This window comes from Roseateles sp. P5_E4 (genome assembly GCF_054049255.1).
The window spans coordinates 54,518-77,306 of record NZ_JBFUMS010000020.1 but is presented as its reverse complement, the minus strand read 5'-3'; the positions used below and the strand labels follow the sequence as shown (position 1 = coordinate 77,306).

The following is a 22,789-nucleotide window of genomic DNA, read 5'->3' as shown; positions in this document are numbered from 1 at the left end:
GACATCGATCCTGTGGGCACCGCCAACGCGCGCCGCCTCACGCTGGACTATGGCTACGACCGGCGCGGCAACGCCACTCGAACCGAACGCAGCGGCCCGGGGCTGGCAAGCGCCGTGATCACGGGCGCGACCTTCGACGCTCTCGGTCGGCTCTACAACACCACCGACGAACTCAGCCGGATCACTCAGTACACCTATCTGCGCGACAGCGGCACCGGCCGCAAGATCACGATCGCCGGGCCGGCCGGCACCACATCGACCACGTATGACGCGCTGGATCGAATGGTCACCCGTGTTGATCGCACCATCAGCACCGTCACCTACACCCATGACGCCGTCAATCGCAAGCTGACGGTAAAGACGGCTGCCGGTATCCAGGTCATCACCGAGTACAACCGCCACGGGCAGGTCTACAAAGTCACCGACGGCGCCGGGGCGACCACCACTTACGCCTACGACGCCCACGGCAACCTGCTCACCGTGACGGATGCGCTCGGCAATGTCACGCAGAACGGCTACGACGCCAACGACAACCTCATTCAGGTCGTTCAAGGACTGAAGGCCAATGCCGGCGGCGCCCCGATCAATGACGGGACCGCCAGCACGACGAGCTACAGCTTCGACGCCGCCAACCGCGTGTTGACCCAGACGGTGGACCCGCTGGTCAACGGCGTGGGGCTGAACCTGCAGACCCGCTACGAGTACGACGGACAGGGGCGCAAGCTCAAGATCACCGACCCTCGCGGCACCGTCACGACGCAGGTCTTCAACGCCAAGGGTGAACTTGCCGACGTCATCGTCGACGACGTGACCGGCGGGCTCAAGCTCAAGACCAGCTACAGCTACGACGCCCAGAGCCGCGTGCTCACCGTCATCGACGGCGCCGGCACGACATCCGCCCGCAAGGTGGCCTATGCATACGACATCCTGGGCCGACGCACGTCCGAGACCGTCGACCCAGAGGGCCTGAAGCTCAAGACCAGTTACGAGTACGACGCGGCCGGACGTCTCACGCTGAAACGCGACTCGCAGAACAACGTCACGGCCCGCTACAGCTACGACAACGCCGACCGGCTGCGCTACAGCGTTGACGCTTTGGGCAACGTCACGCGATATGACTACGACGGTGAAGGCCGTGTCACGGCCATCCGAACCTATGCCACAACGCTTTCGGCGGGCTGGGCCACCAAGACCTACGACGAACTGCGCACCGCGCTGGATGCGCTGGGCACCAGCACCGCCGACGCACTCAGCATCAACTCCTACGACGGCGATGGCCGTTTGATCTACAGCGTCGACGCGCTGGGGCAGGTCACGGAACGCAAGTACGACGGCGCCAATCGGGTCGTGTCGGAACGCCGGTACGAGCAGATCATCACCGGGGTCAGCGTGGGCATGTCGGCCTCCGCGATCTATGGAAAGCTGGTCAAGGTCGATGCCAAGGATCACGTCACCCGTTACGCCTACGACAAGGTTGGCAATCAGCGGTTCGTCGTCAACGCAGAAGGTTTCGTGAGCGAGCGGCGCTATGACGCGGCAGGCCGGATCGTGGCGAGCGTGGAGCACGAGCAGCCTTGGACCTGGAGCGTCGGCACGGTGCCGAGCGAGGCTGACCTCGCGGCGATCTATTCGCCAACAAAACGCGAGTTCAACAGGGACATGGACGGGCTCGGGGGTTCCGTCGGCATCTGGGAAGTCGGGCGGCTCAAGCTGGTCAGCGAGCCGCTGCCCGACGGCGGCTGGGCTCTCATGACCAGCCCAAAGCAGATGCCGGTGGGGTCGGTACTCAAACTCGACTATCAGCCGGTTCACCTTCAGCAGACGACGCACATCATGCTCAAGGATGGGGCTGGTGGCATGAGCCGAGCGGCCCTGATTTTCAAGAGCAACGGCCACGTCTATACCCAGTGCCGACAGCTACCCGCCGGAACGTTTGTGGAGGTGGACATCGGGGTCTACGTTCCGGGCAAGACGTACAGCATCGAGATGGAGTCGACTGCCACCGGCGCGCGCGTCTTTGTCTATGAAAAAGGCACGTCGCGCGCCAGTGGCTTGGCGGCAACGATTGTCGAGCCGACGACGGATTGGCAGTCCGTTCGGACTGAGTTTGCCATCTTGCGTGCGGCCAACTTGCCGCCTGGTCAGACGGTCAGCTACATCGACAACATGGAGGAGATTCCGCCCCTCAAAGGCCGGGTCACGCAGTTTGCCTACGACGCGGCGGGCCGCCAGCGCTTCGCAGTCGATGCGGAAGGCTACGTCACCGAAACGCGCTACGACGACGCCAACGCCCGCACAACGACGCTGCGGTACGCCAGCCGCCTGAGTGGCAGCAGCAGCTACACGCCTGCTGCTTTTGCCCCCGCGCTGAACACCTTCACAGCCGCGCTCGCCGGCCTGGGCGCGTCGACTAGCGTGGCTCGTGAACTCGACCGCGCCGGGCGCCTGAGCGTTGAGACCGACGGCAATGGCGTGCAGACCCAGTTCACCTACGACGCCGCCGGCCGCCTGGCGAGCGAGATGCGGGCGAGCAACGTGTCAGGCCAGTCCAGCACCACACGCTATGGCTACAATGCCGCAGGACAGCAGATATCGGTCACCCGCGCTGATGGCACGGCTCAGGCCAGTACCACGCGCTTCGACTATGACAATCTCGGGCGGTTGTGGCACGAGATCGATGCCCGCGGTGTGGCTCTGGCCGAAGGCACGGGTGAATGGGAGAAGGCCGAGCGCGTGCGGCTTGGATTCCCGTCGGACCTGTCCACGCTGAGCGCCGAAGAAAGATCCGCGGACCAGGCGGCCCTGCTCAAGGCGTACACCACCGAATACGCCTACGACGCGAATGGCCGCATCAAGACGACCACCAATGCGCTCGGTGGTATCACCCAGACCGACTACGACGCCTTCGGCAATGCCAGCGTCATCACCGATGCGCGCGGTTACAAGCGCTACCAGGTCTACGACAAGCTGGGGCGCCTGCTGCAGTCCATCGACGCCGAGCGCTACCTCACGGTCTACGGCTACGACGCGTTCGGCAACCTCAAGAGCACCTCGCGCATGGATGCCAAGGTGCAGGGTGTCCTCGCAATGGGCCAGGCGGTCATCCTGGCCAGCACGGCGCCTGGCAGCGGCACCTATGTTCTCACCGACGCCGCGCTCGACCACGCCACGAGTCGCCTCTATGACCGCAACAACCGCCTGCTCAAGGAAACCGACGCCGAGAACTACGTCGAGGGTACCGATGCGCTGGACGCCTACGGCCAGCGCCTGACGGTCAAGAACAAGCTCGGCTACACCGTCACCTACACCTATGACCGGCTCGGTCGCGTGCTGACCGAGACGCTGCCCGTGCAAGCCAAGGACGGTGCCGGCACCCTGCAGGCCGTCGTCAACGAATACCAGTACGACAGCCGCGGCAACCGCATCACCAGCATCGAGGCGAAGGGGCTGCCCGAACAGCGCACCACGCAGATGCGCTACGACGGCGCCAACCGTCTCACCATGCGCATCGGCATGGCGTACGAAGCGTCCGACAGTGCCGGCAACAAGACCACCGTCACCCCGGCCGACACCATGCGCTACGACGCCCGTGGCAACCTCATCGAGCAGGTCGGCCATGGACAGCTCCAGGCCGACGGCATCACGGTCAACGGCGGCAAGCGCTCGGTGGCCTACTACAACGCCCTCAACCAGAAGGTGCTGGAGATCAGCGCTGACCGCGTGGCGGGCGGCTTCAGCTACGACGCGGTGGGCAATCAGGTGGGGCAGACCGTCTATGCGACGCGCATTGCCGACGGTGTGAGCATCGATGCCGCGGGCGCGGCGCCAGTGCCGGCAACTGATGCAGTCAACGATCGTGCATTGAGCATGCGCTACGACGCACTCAACCGCAAGATCGAGACGTCGCTGGACAAGCTTTACTCCTGGAGCAGCGGCGACGGTACCAACCTCGTCATCAGCGGCCTGACGCCGCAGAAGACCGTGCTGCAGCAACTCTTCTACGACGCGGTGGGCAATCTCACCGAACGCAAGGACGGGCGCGGCAACTCCAGCTTCGAGTACTTCGACGGCAACGGCCGGCGCGTGCTGAGCATCGACGCTGGCGGCGCTGCAGTCGCTTGGGAGTACGGGCGTGCAAACGGGGTTGCCACCAAGGAAACGAAGTACGCGACCATGCTCGTGGGCGGCTATGGTCGACAGGCAGACAAGATCGGGCTCGCCACTGCGACCAACGATCCCGCTCCATTGCTGACGGTCATCGCCAATCAGTTCGTGTTTCCCGGCGAGCAGAACCGCACGACGGAGTACAGCCTTGATCGGCTCGATCGGGTCACTGAGAAACGCATCCTAAACATGGCGCAGGACGCCATCGACGCCAGCGGCACGCGCACCCGGATGGCGACCGCTGCAACGACCCAGTACCAATACAACGGTCTGGGCGCCGTCACGGTGACGCGTCAACTCGCTTCCCTGGTTGGCACCACGCAAACCTGGGAGCAAACGGATGTTCAATACAACGGCCTGGGGCGCGAGATCCACCGTGAAGCGCCCGGCTATGTAGACTACTTGAACGCCAACGTTCGCCCGACCACCGACACCGAGTACGACGGCCTGGGCAACGTCAAGCGACGCATCCTGCGGGGCACGGACACCGCCGTCGAGACGGACGACCGCATCACGCTCAGCGAGTACGACGTCAACGGCCTGCTCAAGCAGAGCACGGATGCCAGCGGCGCCGTGACGACCTACGCCTACGACGCCAATGGCAACGTGAGCCGCAACGTCAGCAAGGATGTGCGCCGCTCGGACCTGACGACCAAGCGTGACGTCATCGCCAGCTACGACTACGACGCTGCGGGCCGGCAGATCGTGGAGAAGCGCTGGGAGAGCGACAAGGCCACGGCGGTGGACACCCGCAAGACCCGCTACAACGCCTTCGGCGAAATCAGTGCCAAGGGCATTGGCGACGGCTGGGAGGAGTTCGCCGAGTACACGACGCAGGGCAAGGTCAGCAAGACCAACTCGGGCGACGGTGCGATCAAGTTCTACGTCTACGACGCTAACGGCAACATGACGCGCGAGATTCGCGGCAACGGTGATGCGCTTGTGGACCTCAAGTCCATGACGCTGGCACAGGCCACCGTCAGCAGCCAGCTCTACTCCCGCGTCTCGGCTTACAACTCCCGCAATCTGCTCGTCAAGACCATCGATCCCCAGATCGAGTTTCTGAAGAACTCCGTCTCGATGGGAACCCTGTATCAGAAGCAGTGGGTGCAGGCTTTTGCAGCGCCAGCGGTGAGCGGTGTGCAGGGCGGCTATTTGCCTGCTGCGAGCATTTCACCGGTCAGCGGGGCGCAGCCAAAACTAGTTTTCAGTTTTGGTGGGTCACACTTGTTCTTCAAGGGGATCTTCAATTCGCTGGCGGAAGCCAAGAGCGCCAACGTGGGCCCTTATTGGGGATACAACTCCGCCGACACAGCATTCTCCAATTCATATGTTTGGGATGTGAGCGCTCTCAAGGCGCAGGGCTCGAAATGTATTAAATATATTATTTCAGATTCTCCTGACGGAGATGTGCGTGGGATGGGGTATGCCTTGGTGTCCGTCGATGCAACTGGGCAGGTTACCATTGCGCCAATCTCGCAAGCGGACGGTGAGGTGTGGCGCACTGAGGCTTATGTATCCATTCCTCCGAATCCCGCCCGGCCGAATTGGACATACTATGACTATTGGCTGAAGGACCGAGACACGGGGGCAGTGCAAGATTCAAGCGTTGCACTTGCCAACAATGGCAATGGATTCCCTCAGCCAGCGACTATCAGTATGGCGACAAGTCCTCGCTGGTGGCCGGACGGCAGGACGTATGGCCCGATGTCATTGCGGCCCATCAGCGGGGTTCGGCATCTGCAGTTGGAGTACAGAGAATCCGGTTCCGCCTCTGGTTCAGCGTACGTCAACATTGACTATTATCCGGATGGAACAATATACGTTAGCCCGCCGGCTAATAACCCGACGGCGCAGCCCGTCGGATTCACGATCTGGGGACGCAATGTGTCTTATGCGCGCCTCTACTTGGGCGGTCAGGCATATGTGCTGAACGGGACCTATACCGAGCCGGTTCCAGGAATGCCAGGGCATACGGATTTCTGGTTCGACGCCCAAGTCCTGCCTCAGGGGGCGGCCACCTACGAGCTGGACCTGCAGTTGTTGAATGCCAGCGGCTATCAGCTGCAGGACGAACTCGGCAACCCGCTGTTCCAGCATTTCAAGCTGGTCATGAGTGGTGGGTCTGCCGCACCGCAGGTCTTTCAGGAGATCACGGTGCTCAGGAACCAACCCGGTGTGACGATCACACGCGTGCAGTCCTTCAACGCGTTCGGCGACATCGTTGAAGAGCGTGATGAGCGCGTGGCCGAACGCATGCTCGCTGCGATCAATGACGACCGCGCGTCAAGGGGCCTCGCTTCGCTCACGGCGCTGACGGCTGAGCAGCTTGCGGCCGCGCGCACCACGCTGCAGTACAACGTGCTGGGCCAGCTGGTCGCCAAGATCGATCCCGAGACCTTCATCACCGCCGAGAACGGCTTCCGCTACCGCGCGCGTCCCGTCACGAACTACGGCTACGACCTGCTGGGGCGCCACACCACCACGACGGATGCCAACGGCAAGCTCAGCCGCACGCAGTACGTGGCGGGTGGTCGTGACGAAGAAGGCGCGGCAGCGACCTTCGATGCGGGCGGCGGCAATGCCGATACCTTCAGCAGCGGCGCAGGCGGCAAGACGGTCTATGGGCGAGACATCTTCGGCGATGTGCGCAAGGTCACCGATGCCTACGACAACGTCGTGATGCAGGACTACGACGCGATCGGACGCCTCACAGCATCCGTCCGAAAGAACGCCCAGCGCTACAACCTCAACGGCACTATCGGCAACGTCGGGGACTTGAAAGACAGCTACGCCTACGACGAGCTCGGCCAGCGCATCCGTTTCGTGAATGCGGAAGACAACAAGAAGCCACAGGCCCAGCAACTCGCCACCACCACCGACTACGACGCGATGGGTCGCGTGGTGAAGACGGTGACGGCGGGCGGCGCCAAGACGGAGTACAGCTACAGCCTCAAGCAGGTGTCAGACGGTGCCATCCTCGCCATGGGTGGTGCCGTCAGCGCTGGCAATGGCCTGACTGCCATTGCCAAGAGCGGCGGGTACATCAAGACAACGCTGCAAGCCGATGGTCGCAGCCTGGTCGATGAGATCGAATACTTCGGCAACACCACGCGCCACAAGGATCTCAACAACGCGACCTTCACCTACACGTACAACAGCGCAGGCCAGCTCACACAAACCAAGAGCACTGAACGCATCCAGGACGTCAGCTACACCTACTATGCCAATGGCTATATCCAGAGCCTGCGCGACAACTCGTTGCTGCTCAGCGCGGAATACGCCTACGACAACGCGGGCAATCGCGTCTACGAGGGCTATTTCAAGCTGGATTCGCAGGGCGGCAAGAACGCAGACAAAGGAGCCGTGGCCTACCAGAACGGCACCATCACCTACGACGAACTCAACCGCATCGTGCGGGCCCAGGACACGCGCCTAGTGACGGGCGGCACTATGCCTGCGCCGTTCTACGACATCCATTACGAGTTCGACGCTGTGGGCAACCGCCGCCTCGTGGACAGCGTGTATTGGGATGGTGCCGCCGGCATACGCGATCGGCAAACCTTCTGGTACGCCTATGACTCGCTCAACCGCTTCACGGTCACCAAGGGCCAGCTCTCCACGACCAGCACCAATACCAGCGATACCAGCCGCTTCATCAATGCACGTCGCGGTTCGAGCATCGGCGACACCTCGGTCAAGATTGAGACCGGCAGTGACGGCATCATGATCGGCTATGACAAGCTGAGCCGACGGGCAACGGCTCAATACATGTACGCCGGCCAGACGGTCAACGAGCTCTACGAGTACAGCAGCGACGGGTACCTGCAGAACACGAAGCAGGGCGGGGCACTCAAGACCACCCGGGCGATCGACGAGTTGGGGCGCACGGTCCAGCAAAAGGACTTCGTCAACAACCAGGAAACCCAGTCCGACTACGACGGCGACAACCGCCTGGTGCAACAACGCTTCTTCGACGGCAAAGACAGCGGCAAGAACTACACGCTCGACTTCAGCTACTTCAATGCCGTTACCGGCAACACGGTGGCTGATTCTGCGTACAGCACCACCGGCAAGGGTGCTCTGGCCAGGACGGTGCTCAAACCCACCAGCACGCCGAGCAACACCACCACAACGAGCTACACCTACGAATACTGGGACGGTGCCCAGCAGTCGCTGATCGTCAAGACCCCGACCGGATCAGCTTCGGGCACCACCTACTTCTATTACGACTACAACGGCCACCTGACCCGCACCTACGACTCGGTCGCCTATATCGACAACCTCTACACCACCACCGCCAGCGGCCTCATCCTGCAGCGCGGGCGCTCTTCGTCGGCCTCAAATTACCGCTACAGCCAGCACTTCTTCTACTACGCAGACGACCATCGCATCGGTGATGTCTCTGACACGCCAGAAGACGTTCAGCGCGTCAGCTACGCCGAGCAGTTGGCCATGAAGACGTCAAGCAGCAAGCGCAGCTATTACCAGCGCGTGGCCGGCAGGCGGTTCTATGTGGAACCCGCCGACCGGGGCCCGGGGCAGGCCGCCTACATCCAGACTTACCACGGCGCCTCCACGGCGGACTTCGACCAGAACTACGAACCCATCAACGACAACTACCCCGGTGCGGCCGGGACCAGCTACACCGTGCGCAGCGATGGCGAGACGCTGGCCTCCATCGCCCAGGGCCTCTGGGGTGACCGCGCGATGTGGTACCTCATCGCCGAGTCCAACGGCCTGCCGGCCAGCGCTTTTCTCAAGGCTGGGCAGGTGCTGGTGATCCCCAACAAGGTCACCAACATCCACAACAACTCCACCACCTGGCGGCCGTACAACGCGGGTGAAGCGATCGGCCGCACCGACCCGACCATGCCGGTGCCGCCGCCGCCCAAGGACAAATGCGGCGCAGCGAGCATGATCGTTGGAGCCATCGTGGCCGTGGTTGTGACCATCTTGAGTCGAAATCCGATGGCAGGCGCTGCTGCTGGCGACGCTGCCCGCCAGTATTCGGCGGCTGCTTTCAACGGCAGGTTGGACTACGGCGACCTGCTGCGCGGTGGCGGCAGTCGCATGGCGAAATTCAACGTTCTCGCTCCCGCCGTGTTCTCGACCTTTGGGGGCGAGGTCACAAAGGACATGTTCGACTACGAGTTGGCACATCCCCCCGGCTTCACGGGCCAGAGCGAGTACGACTACAAGAGCACGGCGATTGCGGCTGCGGCAGCCTATGCGGGCCAAGCGGTATCTCCGGTTGACAGCAGCGCCTCCTGGATGACCAGGGCCGGGCAGGCCGCCGCCTCCGGTGCAGCGTCCAGTGCCACGAGTCAAGCGTTGCGCGGCAACTGGAGCTGGCGCACCGTGATGATCAGCGCCTTCAGTGCGGGGGCGGGTTCTGCCGCCAGCTCGGCGGTTGGCGGCAACGGTTTCGGGGCCCGGTTTGCGGGAGGCGCGACCGCTGGGCTGGTTGCGCGGTCGCTTTCCACGGGCAACCGTCAGAGCTATGAGACTGTGTTTGCAAGCACGCTTGGCAATGCGTTGGGCGAGAGTCTGGCCAGCCAGTCCAGCGACTACAGCCGCTGGGGAACCGACGACACCGAAACCCGACGCTTGCTAGCCCGCTACCCGGCGCCGAACGGCGCCTCCGGTTCGGCTGTGCAGGACGACTTTGTCACCGTCTCCGAGCAGGGTGCCGACGGTCGCTGGACGAGTGTGGAGTTGACGCCAGAGCAGGCCGCCGCAAGGCGCGCCGCCTTGGCGGTGCAAGCCGCTGCGGCCGGCACGCCTATAGCGCCGCCTACCCCTATTGACCTGCATGGTCAGGCGTTGCCTCAACTGCGGGATGACCAGCGAGTCGAGGTGGCGGGCCAGCGCGCAGTCGCATTGCCTGAGTTGGACCACAGCGGCCACTTCGCACCGGGCTTCGTGACGTCCAGCTATCAGCAAGCGGTCGGCATGCTGAAGGATAGAAACGCACCTTGGTATGAGCGCGGTATCGGGCTTGTTGGAGCCACGCTGATGGCTCCGACCATGCTTGCTGAGGAAGCAGGACGCGGCCTTCTCAATGTGCCGTATTACGCACGGCAAGCTGGTCAGAATGCGGCTCAGTTCAACTTGGCCAGGACAACCGACGAGAAGGTGGTTGCGGCGCTGAACTTCGTTAGCAACGGGGCCTCTGCGTTCGTTGGCACGGCGCCGGTCATTCCTGGCTCGGTGAGCTTGCGCCCCGTCGTCACGGCTGAGGAGCTGGCGCTGTCACGATTCCAAGGGGCTGAGGCCAATGCGGCGGCGCGAGCCACCTATGCAAGTGATGTTGCCGGAGCCGAAACCAGAGGAGTCAGCGGTCTTGGCAGTCCGCTACGCGGCGAGCGAGACCGCATCCTCACGCCGGACGAAATTGCCCACGTCACCGAGCAATGGACGAGTATTGGTGGCGACCCGCGAGTGCTCCGATTTAATGAAGGCCCGTTCACAGGCGCTTCTGACAGAGGAGTCGTCTACATCCGGGGCGACGTATTCCCGACGCTCTCTGACAGCGTGCACCCAACCGCCAATCTCTCGGTGCGTGAGACGCTGGCCCATGAGATGGGGCACATGGAATACATCGACACAAGGGTGGCGGCGGGGGCGTGGAACGACGAGTTCCGTGCGAGCTATTGGGCGGCCAGGAATGTGCCCACCCTCACGGAAGTAGAGCAAGCTAATCTTGTGCGAGACGCGATGCAGCGCGCTCAGGATGCTGGAGTCGCCGTCAAAATGAGCCCAACCATCCGAAAGATGCTTTATGGCTTCTGAAATCTCGCTCCCAAAATTCAATGATGCCGAGTACAAGCGCGCGCACGAGGCTTATGACGAGTTCAAGGCCAATGGACGCACGGAGTTGACTTGCCTGCACTGCGGCGTCGGACACTTCCAATTCGTGGAGAGACCTGGCAGCTTAGAGATTCGGTGCGAAACGCCCAACTGCTTTGTTGAGCGCATACGAGGCATCTGAGATGCAGGCCAGTCAATGTTCGACGCAGAGTATGGCAAGGCGGGGTTACCGCCGCAGACGCGCAAGCTGCTGACGCTGTTGCGCGAGTGGGCGCGCGAGCAGTGCCAGGCCAAGGGCGTGACGCCGGCAGACCTGCGCTTCACGCGGCGCGAGCTGCGCGAGGCGCTGCGCTGGGGCGACACACAGCTCAAGGTGCACCTGGCGCGGCTACAGGAAATGGAGTTTCCTGGCCGTGCACCGCCGAGGGCTCACGCACTGCTATGAGCTGCTGTATGACGGTGACGACGGCGAGGCCCTGCGCGCGCACCTGTGCGGGCTGCGCGACCTGGACGGGCCTCAAGCCCATCACTACAACAGCGACCGGCCGGGGTCAAAGCCCGCTCGGTCGGCCTCCGGTCGGGGGGTGGTCGGCCCTCGGTCGGCCCCTGGTCGGGGTGGTGCAACGACTGAGAAAACCCAGTCGCCACGCGGGCCGCAGCCCGATGGCGAGGACGTGAACGGGAATCAGAGCACCGAAGCACTGTTCCCGCGTGAACGCGAAGCCCTGGTCCTACCGACACCGGTCTGACGTATGCGCACCGGCAGCCATCCTTACCGGAACACACCGAACCCGCGCCAGCGCTTCGCCGTGGCCGTAGGCGACCCGCGCGACGCCACGGGCCTTTACGCCGCCATGCGCCGCTACGTCGAGCATCGGGCCATCCTGGGCAGCACAGAGCTGGGCCTCTACAGCATCGAGCGCTACCTGCGTGACTTCATCGCCTGGTGCGATGAGCGCTCCGTCACCCACCCGCAGCACGTCAGCCGCGCGGTGCTGGAGCGCTACCAGCGCTGGCTGTACCACTACCGCAAGGCGGACGGCGCGCCGCTGAGCATCGCCAGCCAGCGCTGCAAGCTCGTGCCGCTGAGGGGCTGGTTCAAGTGGCTGACCCGCTCCGGCGCCATCCCGGCCAACCCGGCGGCGGACCTGGACCTGCCGCGCAGCATCCGGCGGCTGCCGCGCAGCGTGCTCACGGCGCAGGAGATGGACACGGTGCTCGCGCTGCCCGACACCAGCACGCCGCTGGGCCTGCGGGACCGCGCGCTGATGGAGGTGCTCTACGCCACGGGCATGCGCCGGATGGAGGCCACGCGGCTGGAACTCGGGGACGTGGACGCCGGGCGCTGCGTGGTGCTCATCCGCGAGGGCAAGGGTCGCAAGGACCGGCTGCTGCCGCTGGGCGAGCGGGCCTTGCACTGGGTGCAGCAGTAGCCGATATGCGCTTCAATGGAGGTGCGCAACACCGCGCTGTCGCCTTGGGCTTCAAGCCGATTGGCTTCCTGCTGTTGCATGTCCTTGAGCGCCAGCAGCCGCTCCACGAGGGCTCGCAGTTCGCGCACCGACAGCGGCGCGGGCTGCCAGGGCTCGGGAGCCAAGCGCGCGCAGAACGTCAGCGCGCGCTGATTCGGCGCATCCCCCACATAGGCGCCCAGCCCGTCTTTTCGAGGCTGCACAATCGCGCCCGCCAGCGAATCCGCTGCTTGCCGTTACCCCTCTCGACTTATGTCCGACGCTCTTGCCACGCTGAACCAAGCCGAACTGCTCGCCCTGGCCCTGGACGCCTCGCGGCGCGACGATGCCGGGCATGCCCTGGTCTACCTGAAAGAAGCGGCCAGCCGAGCCGATGCCTCGGTCGAGGCGCTCTTCATGCTCGGCAGCGAGTACGCGCAGCTTGGGCTTGCTGCTGAGGCCAAGGCGGCGATGGCCAGGGCCGTGGAGCAGGGCGCGGACTTTCCGCTGGCTCGGTTCCAACTCGGCATGCTCCATATGACCTCCGGTGAAGTGGACGCTGCCAAGGCGGTGTGGGCGCCGCTGGCGTTGCTCGGCGAGTCGCATCCGCAGGCCTATCTCGCAGCTTTCCACCGCGGCATGCTGCATCTTGCGGCCGACGAGTTCGATCAAGCGGTGCAGGCCCTTGGCGACGGCGTAGCGCGCAACCAGGACAACGCTCCGCTGAACGGCGACATGCGACGCGTCATCGACGCGATTCAGCACTTGCCCGGCCGGGAGGGTGCGCCTGCCGCCGAGCAGCCCGCGACGAGCGTGAACAGCACTGCGCCTGTGCCGCAAAAGGACGCTCAACCCGCCGACGGCGAGGCAGAGCAGGACCCCGGCCACCTTTTCATCTCTGCCTACACCGGCGGCAAGCCGCACTGACTGCCTTGGATTTGCGATGACAGTAGATCGACTGAGCCGCTTGCTGGACTATCTGGCGCATGACCCGCGCAACCCGACTCTGCTGGCGGATGTGGCAGATGAGCAGTTGCAGATGGGGGATTGGGCGGCCGCCAGGTCGACCCTGCAGCAGTTGCTGGAAATCCAGCCTGGCGATGCACTGGCACGCTATCGGCTTGCAGTTGCCGAGCGCGCGGGCGGCGATGCCGCGAAAGCGGTGACGCTGCTGCGGGAGTTGGTAACTGAAGGCCACTCGCACCCGGCCGTGTTGCAGGAGCTGGCGCGAAGCCATGCGCAGCAGGGCGACTGGGCAGAGGTGGCGCCGACGCTCGCCGGCTTGAAGGCCATCGAGCTGCCGCCCGGCGAGGGTGATGCCGTCTGGCTGCTGCGCATTCGTGCCCACCACCACGTGGGCGCGCTGGAGGATGCGCTGGCCGAGGCCAAAGCCTGGGAGGCCGGGCGCGGCGCGGCGTTGCCCTTGCAAGGGCAAGCTGCCATCGCGACCCTGCTGCTGGACGCCGAACGCATCGACGAGGCGGCCCAACTGCTGTCGCGTGTGGACGCACGGGCGATCGAAGGCCATGCGGAGCTGGCTGCCGCGGCAGGTTTTGTGGAGCTGAGTCAAGGGCATGCGGCTGTGGCGCTGGAGCGCTTTGCGCAAAGCGCACACGTCGAGCCTCAGCTCGGTCGCGCGCATCTGGGGCGCGGCTTGGCACTGGCTTCCCAGGGCCAGCTGCCGCAGGCGACGGAGGCTTTGAAGGTGGCCGTCGAGGTAGCGCCAAGCCATCTGGGCAGCTGGCACGCCTTGGCCTGGCTGCAATTGCTGGCCGGTGATCTTGATGGTGCTGCGGCCAGCTTCGAAGCTGCGCTGGCTCAAGACGCCAATTTTGGCGAGACCCATGGCGGCCTGGCCTTGATCGCCGCCCTGCGCGGCAATCGCGACGCCGCCGAGCGCCATCTGCGCACGGCATCCAAGCTCGATCCGCGTTCCACGAACGTGCTGGTCGCCAAGACCGTGCTCGAACGCGGACCGGATGCCCTCGACGCCCAATGGCTGGCGCGGGCGTTGGAGCGCTTCATGGGCATGGCGGCCAGTCGCAACCCGGCGCTGCGGGCGATGCTTGAGAAGATGACCGCTCGCCTGGCCTGATGGCTGCGGGGGCGCGCCGAGCGACGGCCCCCCTGAGTGAGTGGCTAACCCCCTGATACGCGGGTAGTTCTCCCTAAACCCAAGGCGAGTTCGCCGGAAGAATCGCGCCCTAGAAAAGATCGGTGGAACGAACCGCCGACATTCATCAATACGGGGCACGTTTCAGGGAGGGTGGCGCTTTGACGCCAGACGTTTCGCTTCATCTTTTTGCTCAGCTGATGTGGCAGGCCGTGGCGATTTCTGCGCCGCTGCTGCTCACTGTGCTGATCGTGGGTCTGGCTGTGAGCATCTTTCAGGTGGTCACGCAGATTCAGGAGATGTCGCTCACCTTCATCCCCAAGCTGCTGGCCAGCGTTGCGGTGCTGGTGATGGCGGGGCCGTGGATGCTGGGCCAGTTGGTGGCCTACAGCAGTGCCCTCATTCGCGCGATCCCCCGACTGGTGTAACTCCAATGCCCTGGATCGACCCCGCTTGGGCGGTGGCCGTGCTCTTGTTGTGGGCACGCCTTGGTGCCCTGTTGACGCTGAGCCCACTCGCTCAGGCGGTCAAGGCGCCGCCTGTCTTCTGGGTGCTGTTCACGCTCGCGTTATCGGGCAGCCTGTGTGCTGCATTGGGCTTGCGCACGCCCGTGCCTGCCGGCATTGGCGGGCTGTCCTTGCTCCTGTTGAGTGAGGCGGCGTTCGGCACGCTTTTGGGCTTGTCCCTGCACGCGGCGTTTGCGGCGCTTTCCATGGCAGGGCGGCTGCTTGACCTGCAAATGGGCTTTGGCATGGCGACGGTGCTGGACCCCGTGACGCGTGCCAACGTGCCAGTGATGGGCGTCGCCCTGACCTTGGTAGGCATGAGCGTTTTCTTTGGCGTCGACGGGCACCACGCGCTACTGCGCGGTATCGCGCAGGTCGCTCAATGGGTGCCGCCCGGTGGACTGTGGCGACTGCCCGATGCCTCGATCCTTGCGCGTGTCATGGGCGCCATGTTCACCATGACGATCGTCGTCATGGCGCCGGCGCTTTTCATGCTGCTGCTGACTGAACTCGTGCTGGATGTGACCTCGCGAGTCCTGCCGCAGATGAATGTGCTGTTCGTTGGCATGCCTGTGAAGGTCCTGGTGGGCCTGTCGACACTGGCCATCGCTGCGCCTGGCATGGCGCCGGCGCTGAGGCGGCTTTACGCCGGCGTGTTCGACTTCTGGCAAGGGGTGTTGCCATGAGTCGTGAGCAGGATCTGGATCGCAACGAGCAGGCGACACCTTTCAAGCTGGATGAGGCGCGCAAGCGCGGCCAAGTGGCGCGCAGCACCGAGGCGGCAAGCTTTGCGGTGCTCGTGACCATGATGCTGGCCGCCTATGCGTTGCTCGTGCCAGCGATCAAGGGCCTGGCCGGGTTGCTCGCCCGCGGCTTGGCGTTGCCCCCGGGCATCGTGGATGACTCGGCGGGTGCTGCGCGCCTGACAGAGCGTGGATTGAATGACGCGATGCTGGTTCTCGCGCCGTTGCTGTTCGCGGTCGTCGTTGCGGCGCTTCTGATGGGTGTCCTGCAAAGCGGCGGCCTGGTGTTTTCGTCAACGCCAATCAAGCCTGACTTCACGCGATTGAACCCGGTGCAGGGCTTCAAGAAGCTATTTTCGATGCGCCTGCTCTACGAGGCCTTCAAGAGCACGCTCAAGCTGGCAGCCCTGATCGGCACGGCCTTCCTTGCGCTCCAGGCGCTGCTGCCGGACGCGCTGAAATTGCTTGGGTTGCCGGGCAAGGCGTTGCTCTTCCGTGTGATGCAGTCCTCGGGAGGCCTGGTCGCCAAGCTGTGCGCCGTGCTGCTGATCTTCGTGTTGATCGACCTGCTCTTCGTTCGCTGGGATTTCCTGCGCAACTTGCGCATGAGCAAGCGCGAGATCGAGGACGAGCACAAGAATCGCGAAGGCGATCCGCGCATCCGGAACCGCCAGCGCGAGATCCGCATGCAGTTCCTGAAAGCGGCTCGCTCCGTGGGCAAGGTGCCCGAGGCGCAGGTGGTGATCACCAACCCCACGCACGTGGCCGTGGCACTCAGGTATGAGCACGGCGTGACGCCCGCGCCGTTGGTCGTCGCCAAGGGGGCGGGCATGCTGGCGCAACAGATTCGCCGCGCCGCCAACAAGGCGGGTGTGCCGATTGTTCACAGCCCACGCCTGGCCCGTGCTCTGTACAAAGAGGTTGCTCAGGACGCCTATGTGCCGGAGCAGTGGTATCCGCCGGTGGCGCGCATCCTGGTGTGGCTGCGCAGCCTGCGTGAAGCCCGCAGCGGAATGAGGCCCGCATGAACTCGCTGCGTCGTGCGTTCGGCCGCCATGCCGATATCTTGCTCGTTGTGGTGGTGCTGGGAGTGCTCACGGTGCTGTTCGCACCGATCCCGGCCGGGCTGCTGGACTTCCTGATCCTGGCCAACGTCGGCTTCGCTTTGACGCTGCTGATGTTGACGTTCTATATGCATCGGCCGGTGGAGTTCTCGACCTTCCCGTCGCTGCTGCTGATCGCAACGCTGTTCCGGCTGTCCCTGAACGTCGCCGCCACGCGGCTCATCCTGACGGACGCCGGCGCCGGCCAGGTGATCGGGGCAGTGGGCTCCTACGTCGTGGCGGGCAACTTCGTCATCGGCCTCATCGTCTTCCTGATCCTGGTCGTCGTGCAGTACGTCGTCGTGACCAATGGCGCTCAGCGCGTGTCGGAGGTGGCGGCGCGCTTCACGCTGGACAGCATGCCCGGCCAGCAGATGAGCATCGATGCCGACCTGAACATGGGTTTCATCGACCAGCCCGAGGCCCAGCGCCGGCGCAAGACGCTGGAGCGGCAGGCAGCGTTCTATGGCGCGATGGACGGTGCCAGCAAGTTCGTCAAGGGCGATGCCGTGGCCGGCATCATCATCCTGCTCATCAACATCGTAGGTGGGCTGGTCATCGGCGTCATGCAGCGCGGCATGGGCTGGAGCGAAGCGCTGCAGACCTTCACGCTGCTGACGGTGGGTGACGGCATCGTCACGCAGATTCCGGCGCTGGTCATTTCAGTCGGCACCGGCATCATCGTCACCCGCTCGGCCTCGGACAGCAACCTCAGCGGCGAGGTGCTCAAGCAGCTCACCAGCTTCCCAAAGGCGATCTGGCTGGTGGTTGGCGCATTGATGGTCCTGCTGATGCTGCCGGGCATTCCCGCGTTGCCTGTGCTCACCGTCGCAACCGTTCTCGCTTTGCTGGCCTTGATGGCCGGCCTGCGTCGCGAGCCAGGTGACGAGCCGGAGGCTGAAGCTTCGACAGAGGAAAAGCCCAAGGGCGACGATCTCGTGCCCCGCGTCCATCCGGTCGAGGTGCGCATCGGCAGCGCGCTCGCAGCCTTGGCTCAGGGCGAGGAATCGGTCTTCATGCAGCGCATCGCCGCGCTGCGCAAGCAGTTCGCGCAGGACTTCGGCCTGTTGCTGCCCGCCGTGCGCTTCATCAACGAGGCCCGCCTGGCAGCGAACGCCTACGAGCTCGCGATCTACAGCGTGGTCTACGGCCGTGGCGAGCTGCACGAGGACAAGCTGCTGGCCATCCATCCGAGCGGTGACACCAAGCACGTCAAGGGCATAGAGACGCGCGAGCCGACCTATGGGCTGCCGGCCGTGTGGATCGACGAGAGCGAGCGCGAGAAGGCACGCGCCGCGCGCTACACACTGGTCGACACGCCGACGGTGTTCGTCACACACCTGAGCGAGACGCTGCGCCAGCACTGTGCCAACCTGGTCACACGCGCCGAAACAGATCGGCTGTTGAACCGGGTTCGGGATGCGCAGCCTGGATTGGTCGAGGAGCTGGTGCCGACCGTGCTCGGTGTCGTCGATGTGCAGAAGGTCTTTCAGGCGCTGCTGCGCGAAAAGGTCAGTCTCGTGCACGCCGAGGGCATCATCGAGACCTTGGCCGATGCGGGCCGCACCACCAAGGATTCGGCGCTTCTCACCGAAGCCGTGCGCCAGCGCCTCGGAGCGTCGATCTGCCAGCAGCTCATGGGTGAGGGCCAGGCCCTGCACGTGCTGACGCTCGATCCCAGCGTGGAGCAACGCCTGCGCCAAGGCGCGCAGGACGCGACGCCGACCGATCCCCGATTCATCGAGCAGGTGCTCGCCAGGGCCATCGTGCTGGCCGAGCAGATGGTTCGCAGCAATCTGCTGCCCGTCCTGCTCTGCGCGCCGGACCTGCGGCGCCATCTGCGCGCACTCACTGAGCGTGCGCTGCCGCATATGCGCATCCTGGCGGTCACCGAGGTGCCCAACCTGATCCCGCTCAAGGCCTTTGGCAGCCTGAGCCTGCCGTCCACTGAAAGCTCCAAATGAACGCCTTGGAAATCGCCGCCATCGGTTTGCAGCACGACCTGGATCGGCTCAAGCTGACCAGCCACAACGTTGCCAACCTCTCCACACCCGGCTACAAGCGCCAGGTTGCCGTGCAGACGCCGTTCGCCGACCTGATGAGCGCCACGAGCGAGTTGCAGGTGCAGACCGACGTCAGAACGGGCAAGCTGAACGCCACGGGCCAGGCGCTCGACGTCGCGCTGCCCGACGGGCGCTACCTCCTGCTCGAGTCGGATGATGGAAGCCAGGCATTGAGCCGACAGGGGGGATTCCAGATCGATGCGCAAGGCTTGTTGCGCACGCTGGCGGGGCACAAGGTGCTGGGATCCCACGGCCCGATCAGCTTGCGTGCCGATCAGCGCACGGGGCTGGAGATCGATGCCCAGGGGCAGCTCAAGCAGCAGGGTCAAGTGCTGGATGCGCTGCGGCTCATCGGCGTCAAACCTAATTTGCCGCTGCGTCCGCTCGGCGACGGGCTCTATGTGGCGGACAGCAGTCAATGGGACGCCGAGTCTGCGGTGATCGGTGTGCGCAGCGGACACCTGGAGCAATCCAACGTCATCCCCAGCCAGGAAATGGTGACCTTGATGAGCACCACCCGCCATGCCGAGACCATGGTTCGAGTCTTCCAGGCTGCTGACGACATGCAGGCGACCGCGATCCGGCGCCTGGGCGAGAACAACTGATATGAATGACGCTCTCTACATTGCCGCCACCGGCATGAAGGCCCAGACAGCCCAACTCGACACGATTGCCAACAACGTCGCCAATGTCAGCACGCCTGGCTTCAAGCGCAGCAACCTGCGCTTTGGTGACCTTGTCAGCGCCGGCATGGACGGCCAGCGACCCAGCGAGGTGTCTGCGGTTTCGGCTGGCGTGAAGATCGGCGCCGTGCAGCGCTCCTTCGTGGCGGGCGAGTTGCGCCGCGTCGATGACACCATGTCTGTCGCCGTCCAGGGCGATGGATTCCTCGAGGTGCAACTGCCGGACGGCAGCCCTGCGTTCAGCCGCGGCGCGCGCCTGGAGGTCAACGCCGAGCGACTCCTGACGGTGTCCGATGGCTTCGTGCTGCGCCAGCACATTCACGTGCCCAATGACGTCCGCAGCCTGGGCATTGGCGAGGACGGGCAGGTCACCGGGCGTGACGATGCTGGCCGCACCACCACCCTGGGGCGCATCGATCTGGCCGTATTTGCCAATCCGGCCGCACTGACTTCGGCTGGCGAAGGTCTTTGGCGGGCCAGCACAGGCTCTGGGGAGGCCACGCTTGCGCCTCCCGGCGAGGCCGGCGCAGGACGTTTGAAGCAGGGCTATCAGGAGGCCTCCAACGTCCAGCTGGTCGAAGAGATGGTGCAGCTCATGGTGGCCCAGCGCGCCTACGAAATGAACGTCAAGGTCATGCAGGCTGCCGACGAGATTGCCGGCATGACCAACAACCTGCGCAAATGAAACGCGTCATCGTCTCAGCGTTCTGCGGCCTGACCGTCGCTGCCTGCGCCCAAGCCAACCCGCTGTGCGATGCGGCCGAGGCAGGGCTGGAGCGGCTTGCGCAGTCACGGGGGGTGACCGTCGAGGTGCGCTGCCGGGCTGCAGGCCCTTCATTGCCTGCTGGGGCCTCTTTGCTCGCCATGGAGGGGGCCAAGGGCCAGTTTCTGCGCAGCGGACCAATGACCTGGCCCGTACGCGTGCAGTTGGGCGGTGGGCGTGCGTATGTTCAGCAGGTACCGGTGACTGTGGCGTGGACGGCGCCGGCGTGGGTAAGCACGCATGACCTCGGGCCTGGGGCGGCGCTTCAGCCTGGCGATCTTGAGTTGCAGTCGCGCCGCTGGCCCGAGGGACTGGCCGTGCAGTCCGCGGATGCCCAGCCCCAACCTTCGGGACGGCTGCGCATGGCGTTGCGAGCCGGCGAGATCCTGAGCGCTGCCTCACTGTTGCCGTCGGGGGCATTGGTGCGCGGCGATCACGTCACCGCCGTCTTGGCGCAAGGGGCGATGGAGATTCGCATGCCCGCGCAACTGCTGGCGCCCACCCGTGTCGGCGAGATCGCTCGGGCGCAGGCGTCGGGGCGTGCGACGCCTCTTGAGGGGCGGATGGTCGACGCGCAAACACTGGTGGTGAACGAATGAGAGCCCTTGTCATCGCCCTGGCCATGAGCTCCGTTGGGGCATGGGCCGATGAGTTCGACAGCGTCGCACCAAAGGCCGAAGCCGTTGCGGCACCGCAGGCCGCTGCCTCCGCCAGCCCGGTTGCTCCGGCGGGCCCGGCGCCGCGCCCACGAGCACGGGGCAGCCTGTACTCCGATGCGCAGTTCCAGTCCCTGACCGCTGATCGTCGTCGTTTCGAGATCGGCGAAGTGCTGACGATCATGGTCTACGAGAGCACGACGGCCACGTCGTCGGCCGATACCGGCACGAACCGTGACTCCAGCGTTGGTTTGGGTATCAGCCTGCCCAACTGGAACAAGAGCGCGGGTGCCACGGCCAACAACGACTTCAACGGCACGGGTCGCACGCAACGCGCCGGCCGCGTGCTGGCGCAGATCACAGTCCTGGTTCGAGAAGTGCTGCCGAACGGTGATCTGCGCGTGGGTGGTGAGCAGCTGCTCGAGATCAACGGCGAGAAGCAGACCATCCGTGCTGAAGGGCGTGTGCGCCCGCGTGACATCAGCGAACAGAACGTCGTGCTGTCGAGCAGGCTGGCCGAAGCCAAGCTGGCTTTCGTGGGTGATGGCGTGCTTGGCGACATGCAGCGGCCGCGCTGGTGGCAGAAGCTGCTCAGCCTCTTCGGGATTTGATATGCGTGCGGCGATTCTTTTCTGCCTCGTCTTGAGCGCCTTGTTGCCGGCGCAGGCTCAGTCCGTGCGGCTCAAGGATCTGGCCCGCGTCGGCGCACAGCGCGAGAACGCTTTGGTGGGCTATGGGGTCGTGACGGGCTTGTCCGGCTCGGGCGACAGCTCGCGCAGCAAGGCAACCCGCGTCACGCTGTCCAACCTGCTGAATCGTTTCGATCTGAGCATCGCGTCGGATGACATTGCAAGCCGCAATGTTGCCGTGGTGATGGTCACTGCCAACCTGCCGGCCTATTCACGACCCGGCGACCATGTGGATGTCTCGGTGAGTTCGGTGGGCGACGCGCGCAGCCTTGAAGGTGGCACCTTGCTGATGGCGCCGCTCAAGGGGGCGGACGGTCGCGTCTACGTGTTGGCACAAGGAGCGTTGACTGTCGGCGGCTTCCGCCACGATGCGCAAGGCAACCAGGTGCAGAAGAACCATCCGACAGCGGGGCTCGTCAGCGGAGGCGGCACGGTCGAAGTGGCCTTGCAGGAGGAGCCCGACGCTCAGCCCTTGCTTTCGCTGGTGCTGAACCAGGCCGACTTCGGCACCGCCGGCCGCATGGCGGATCGCATCAATGAGAGCTTCGGTGCGGAACTCGCCGAGGTTCGCGATGCCGGCGCCGTCGAGGTGCAGGTGCCGCGTGCCTATCGCGCCAAGGTGCCCACCTTCGTGCGGCAAGTCGAAGCGTTGGCTGTCGAGCCGGACCACCATGCGCGCGTCGTCATCAACGAGCGCACCGGCACCCTCGTCGCTGGCGGCGATGTGCGCATTTCCCCGGTGGCCGTCGTCGTCGGCGAGACCAAGGTGACGGTCACTGCCGAGACTGCCGTGTCGCAGCCCATGTTCCTGCGCTCGCCGAGCTCCGGCGTCCGGACCGAAGTCTTCACGAACAGCCAGTTGCGTGTTCAGGAGCCGGCCACACCGAAGTTCGTGCCTGCGGGGCCGACGCGAGTGACCGATCTGGTGCAGTTACTGGCCAAGGCCAAGACGGCGCCGCGCGACATGATTTCCATTCTTCAAGCGATCAAGGCAGCGGGTGCTCTGCACGCCGAGCTGATCGTCCAGTAACTACGGGGAGCG

Annotated in this window: 14 protein-coding genes; all 14 read left to right on the top strand. The window is 64.6% G+C overall.

What is annotated here, in order from left to right; genetic code table 11:
- The first annotated feature begins 12 nt into the window (after positions 1-12).
- The 14 genes from ACXJLH_RS27950 (at position 13) to ACXJLH_RS27885 (ending at position 22,777) form a co-directional block, all read left to right on the top strand.
- Positions 13-10,959, top strand: coding sequence for a hypothetical protein (locus ACXJLH_RS27950; RefSeq protein ID WP_457447671.1), 10,947 nt, complete (start codon positions 13-15; stop codon positions 10,957-10,959).
- A 214-nt stretch (positions 10,960-11,173) separates the two neighbouring features.
- Positions 11,174-11,422, top strand: coding sequence for a hypothetical protein (locus ACXJLH_RS27945; protein ID WP_457447669.1), 249 nt, complete (start codon positions 11,174-11,176; stop codon positions 11,420-11,422).
- A 307-nt stretch (positions 11,423-11,729) separates the two neighbouring features.
- Complete coding sequence (locus ACXJLH_RS27940) at positions 11,730-12,410, top strand: tyrosine-type recombinase/integrase (protein ID WP_457447667.1); 681 nt, start codon at positions 11,730-11,732, stop codon at positions 12,408-12,410.
- Between the two features lie 291 nt (positions 12,411-12,701).
- Positions 12,702-13,355 carry a tetratricopeptide repeat protein gene (locus tag ACXJLH_RS27935; protein WP_457447665.1) on the top strand — a complete coding sequence of 218 codons (654 nt, stop codon included), beginning with the start codon at positions 12,702-12,704 and terminating at the stop codon, positions 13,353-13,355.
- Positions 13,356-13,371: 16 nt separating this feature from the next.
- The gene (locus ACXJLH_RS27930; protein WP_457447663.1) at positions 13,372-14,523 is read left to right on the top strand and encodes a tetratricopeptide repeat protein; all 1,152 of its coding nucleotides are present in this window, start codon (positions 13,372-13,374) and stop codon (positions 14,521-14,523) included.
- Between the two features lie 179 nt (positions 14,524-14,702).
- Positions 14,703-14,969, top strand: a complete 267-nt coding sequence (gene fliQ, locus ACXJLH_RS27925; RefSeq protein ID WP_457447673.1) for a flagellar biosynthesis protein FliQ — start codon at positions 14,703-14,705, stop codon at positions 14,967-14,969.
- A gap of 5 nt (positions 14,970-14,974) precedes the next feature.
- The gene (locus ACXJLH_RS27920) at positions 14,975-15,733 is read left to right on the top strand and encodes a flagellar biosynthetic protein FliR (RefSeq protein ID WP_457447661.1); all 759 of its coding nucleotides are present in this window, start codon (positions 14,975-14,977) and stop codon (positions 15,731-15,733) included.
- The gene (locus ACXJLH_RS27915) at positions 15,730-16,818 is read left to right on the top strand and encodes an EscU/YscU/HrcU family type III secretion system export apparatus switch protein (RefSeq protein WP_457447659.1); all 1,089 of its coding nucleotides are present in this window, start codon (positions 15,730-15,732) and stop codon (positions 16,816-16,818) included. Before ACXJLH_RS27920 ends, ACXJLH_RS27915 begins: the two co-directional genes overlap by 4 nt.
- On the top strand, positions 16,815-18,857 hold the full coding sequence (locus tag ACXJLH_RS27910; RefSeq protein ID WP_457447657.1) for a flagellar biosynthesis protein FlhA: 2,043 nt from the start codon (positions 16,815-16,817) through the stop codon (positions 18,855-18,857). The genes ACXJLH_RS27915 and ACXJLH_RS27910 overlap by 4 nt, the downstream gene beginning before the upstream one ends.
- The gene (locus ACXJLH_RS27905) at positions 18,854-19,561 is read left to right on the top strand and encodes a flagellar hook-basal body complex protein (protein WP_457447655.1); all 708 of its coding nucleotides are present in this window, start codon (positions 18,854-18,856) and stop codon (positions 19,559-19,561) included. Before ACXJLH_RS27910 ends, ACXJLH_RS27905 begins: the two co-directional genes overlap by 4 nt.
- A 1-nt stretch (position 19,562) precedes the next feature.
- Positions 19,563-20,324 (top strand): flagellar hook-basal body protein, encoded by a 762-nt coding sequence (locus ACXJLH_RS27900; protein WP_457447654.1) that lies wholly within the window; start codon positions 19,563-19,565, stop codon positions 20,322-20,324.
- Positions 20,321-21,001, top strand: coding sequence for a flagella basal body P-ring formation protein FlgA (locus ACXJLH_RS27895; RefSeq protein ID WP_457447652.1), 681 nt, complete (start codon positions 20,321-20,323; stop codon positions 20,999-21,001). The genes ACXJLH_RS27900 and ACXJLH_RS27895 overlap by 4 nt, the downstream gene beginning before the upstream one ends.
- Positions 20,998-21,669: a flagellar basal body L-ring protein FlgH gene (locus ACXJLH_RS27890; protein WP_457447650.1), complete on the top strand. Its 672-nt coding sequence runs from the start codon at positions 20,998-21,000 to the stop codon at positions 21,667-21,669. The genes ACXJLH_RS27895 and ACXJLH_RS27890 overlap by 4 nt, the downstream gene beginning before the upstream one ends.
- Positions 21,670-21,700: 31 nt before the next feature.
- Complete coding sequence (locus tag ACXJLH_RS27885) at positions 21,701-22,777, top strand: flagellar basal body P-ring protein FlgI (protein ID WP_457447649.1); 1,077 nt, start codon at positions 21,701-21,703, stop codon at positions 22,775-22,777.
- Positions 22,778-22,789 lie beyond the last annotated feature (12 nt).